Source organism: Mucilaginibacter sp. P4_G9 (assembly GCF_056400985.1).
On the sequence record NZ_JBFUKF010000502.1, the window covers coordinates 1 to 3,230 of the forward strand.

General features: G+C 40.4%; 4 protein-coding genes. 1 reads left to right on the forward strand and 3 read right to left on the reverse strand.

The genetic code is table 11. The features are described 5' to 3' along the window. Positions 1–232, forward strand: a 232-nt coding sequence (locus AC1DPZ_RS24475) for a hypothetical protein (RefSeq protein ID WP_477408387.1), incomplete at its 5' end; no start/stop codon positions are given. A gap of 309 nt (positions 233–541) precedes the next feature. On the opposite strand, the gene AC1DPZ_RS24480 is transcribed toward AC1DPZ_RS24475, so the two are convergent. From AC1DPZ_RS24480 to AC1DPZ_RS24490, 3 genes are all read right to left on the reverse strand, one after another. Further along, on the reverse strand, positions 542–2,275 hold the full coding sequence (locus AC1DPZ_RS24480; protein ID WP_477408389.1) for a GH35 family beta-galactosidase: 1,734 nt from the start codon (positions 2,273–2,275) through the stop codon (positions 542–544). Between the two features lie 63 nt (positions 2,276–2,338). Next, on the reverse strand, positions 2,339–2,926 hold the full coding sequence (locus AC1DPZ_RS24485) for an SRPBCC family protein (protein ID WP_477408391.1): 588 nt from the start codon (positions 2,924–2,926) through the stop codon (positions 2,339–2,341). A 50-nt stretch (positions 2,927–2,976) separates the two neighbouring features. Continuing rightward, positions 2,977–3,230: hypothetical protein (locus AC1DPZ_RS24490; RefSeq protein WP_477408393.1), on the reverse strand; the 254-nt coding region annotated here is incomplete at its 5' end.

Here is a 3,230-nt window from a genome sequence, read left to right on the forward strand (position 1 = left end):
CCGTCAGGCATGGGTATACTTAGCTGTTAAACAACCGGGTTTTATTTGGATAAATCTCGGCAATACTGTTTACAGTTGCAATTATACGCGGGCATTCCATAAAATTTATGGGAAAACGCAGATTTTCGCCCAATTTAACATTGGTTTCAAAAGACTCATAATCTTTTGGTCCCTGATTCGAGCCCAGGTGGGCGCACAAAAAGCAGTTTTTCAAGAAACGAAAATCCTCTAAATCACTGATTTAGAGAATTTTTTGTTTTATTCCGATCCTTTTCAGTCCTTACGAATGCACACTTTGGAACACCAATCCGACGACCTGAAATTAGTTTTTTATTTTAGGTCGCTCAAGCGCAATAATGGATTGTATAACAGTGATTTAACAAGTCTAAAAAAGATCAAATAAGAATAAAAAATACTGTAAATCCCAAAAACGCACACCAAATGACTGCGATGTTTTCATCTTTTAACAGTTAACCAGTAAAAGTAACTATGCAGCAGAGCATGACTTAACTCAATACCAAGACTATTCGGTTTAAGTTATTTAATTATACCTGTTAAACTTCACCCTGATCAGGCTGTATTTGTCCCCTTTTTGCCGCTGGAACTTGATATAAGCATTTTTCGGGTTCATGAATCCAAATCCATAATCACCACCACCGGTTCCTTCATCACCGTTTAATCTCCTGGTAGTAACCCATTTTCCGTTTTTGTAATATCCTTCATCTAAAAATTCGACGTCAAATAATGGTTTTTGAGGGTCGGGAGTGATTGGTTCGAGTTTAAAGCTCATGTCCTTTCCAATTACCACAAATTCATCAGGGCCGTTGGCAATGATAATTCCTCCAGCAAATCTTGCTTTAGAATTTCTGACACCAACGGCAATATTTGCCATTTCGGAATTAGACACTCCGCCGAAAAAGGCCTGGATATGGTATCCGTTAAGGTCAAACCGCTGCTCGCGTTCGGCTGAATCAAGGTAAATGCCCGCCATTGTGCCCTTGCCACGATTTTCGAGTATTTTATCCTTCGCCAGATTAAGTACTTCATATGTTTTGCTGATCTCATCTTCGTCCGCCGGTAAATCATCTATTCCAAACGGAGAAAAACAGATGGCATCCATTTGTCCGTACGCCCAGAACGCTTCGCTGGCAGACTGCGCTCCGGGACGGATTTCGGGGATAAATAGCGGGTTACCCGGCCGGCTATATTGTTCCAACGTAAACCGGGCAACTTTTGACGGAACATAGATATCGGGAGAAATAAAATCTATTGAAGGGGCGACGGCCCGCCATACGTCGAGCGTATGAGGGACGGGGCCTCCGCTTGGGTACTTGCCGGGATAATTAAACGAAGGTTGTTTTATCCAGGCATTAACATACATTGGAATTGGGTACTCGCTCTTCCCTGCAGCTGCAACGGCCCCTGCATACTTTGCATAATGATATACCGTAAAAAGCTCTTCCGGCAAATAAGATAGTACAGATGCATCCTTTGTGTCAAATTTGCTTTTACCGAATACATCTTCCCACGAACCGTTCATTTTGTAACCATTAGCTCTCCAGGCGCTGTCCAGTTCAGGCTGTAATTTCGCTTTGTTGTCAGACAGATATTTCATCAGATCTACTGGAACGCCATGTTCGTATTCTTCATTGGCAAGCTTTCCGTAGTCACGGGGAGATTTAAACAAACCTATCTCATTTTCAACCTGCATGGCAATAACCGTCTGGTATTTGCTGTCAACTTCCTTTATATGACGCATCAGCGTTTTGAATGCCTTTGCATCCGCGTTCTGCGATGCAGGGTACAAAGCTGAAAGCATTTCATGGGAATTTCCTTCTTTGTCTTTGGCCCTGGGATATTTGGCGCTATTGTTTTTTATCCAGGCCGGTACATATGTGGAATATCCATTTTTCCAGCTTCCAAACCATAAGATAACGAGATGAAGGTCTTTTGCCCTCGCACCGTGGATCATGCTGTCTACCAATGTAAAATCAAATTTTCCCTCTGATGGTTCCAGCAATTCCCAGTAAACCGGCGCAATCACGGTATTTAAATGTTTTTTCTTCATTTTATCCCAAAGCGGGGTCATATAAGACACACTGGATGTGCTTGAGTTATGAAGTTCGCCCCCTAATACCAAAAAAGGTTTCCCTTTAACAATCAGTTGCTTGAGAGACCCTTTGGTTTCCAGATGTGGTATGGCAACATTTTGGGCAAATGCAGGCACCATCAATAGTGTAAATAGAATTACAGCCCAGGTTTTCTTTAAAATCATGATCCTTTATGGTTTGTTTAATTGGTTATGGCAGGTTAAAGATAAAAGTAGTTCCTGTATTTTTTAATTGTTTGATTGTTTTTCTGACAGTTCTTTCAGCCTGATTAACCAATCCCGAAGATCTTTACGAACCATATTAGGTGCGAAAATTTTCTCCATTTTTGTTTTAGGCCCATTTTGGGATTCGTCTGAAACAACCTTGCAGCCTTCTGGGGTTGGGATAATCATCCATGCATTATAAATGGTAATTTTTTTATTATCGGTTTCCCCCAGCCAGGCTACGTTATAAGGAGGTTTGAATTCCTTTATAGTTGACGTGAATTTACCTGCCGGGTGCCAAATAAAAACACTGGATGAATTAAGCTTACCATCGGGTGAATTTAGCAGCTTAATACCTTCAGCTTTTTTGTTCAATTCCGGCCATTTGGCAGCATGGATGAGAATATCCCAAACCACTTGGGGTGAAGCTTTAATGTCTATTTCGTTGTGGATGAAAAAATCAGATTCTGCTGGTTTAAACCCTTCCGGCCAGTTGATTTTATCGGAATAAGGTAAACTTGATTGAACTACTTTTTTGTGTGAATAACAAGAGGAAAGTAGCAATGACAGACTCGTTAAGCTAACGAGTATAAATAATTTTGTTGTTTTCATTGTATTTGTTGTTTTGATTGTGTGGAATATTTCATTTATAACTTAGTTTTTTATTGTTGACTGGCTAATTTCTTTTTAATCTTCATCATAATACTATCAGGCACAAAACCTGGGAGTTTAGAGTTAAACCAGTTTTGAAAACCAACTACTTTTTTTCCATTCCCTTCTAATAGATGCTTTACACCCTGTACTGCCACTTCTTTGGGATGCATTGGTTTGGTTTTGTGAAGATTTGTAGATTGCATCTCATTTGTCGTAAAACCAGTATCTACGGTGCCGGGGTAAAGAGAGGCAACGGTAACAC

Coding starts and splice junctions, on each gene's coding strand:
- AC1DPZ_RS24480 (WP_477408389.1), bottom strand. CDS start 2,275: ATGATTTTAAAGAAAACCTGGGCTGTAATTCTATTTACACTATTGATG.
- AC1DPZ_RS24485 (WP_477408391.1), bottom strand. CDS start 2,926: ATGAAAACAACAAAATTATTTATACTCGTTAGCTTAACGAGTCTGTCA.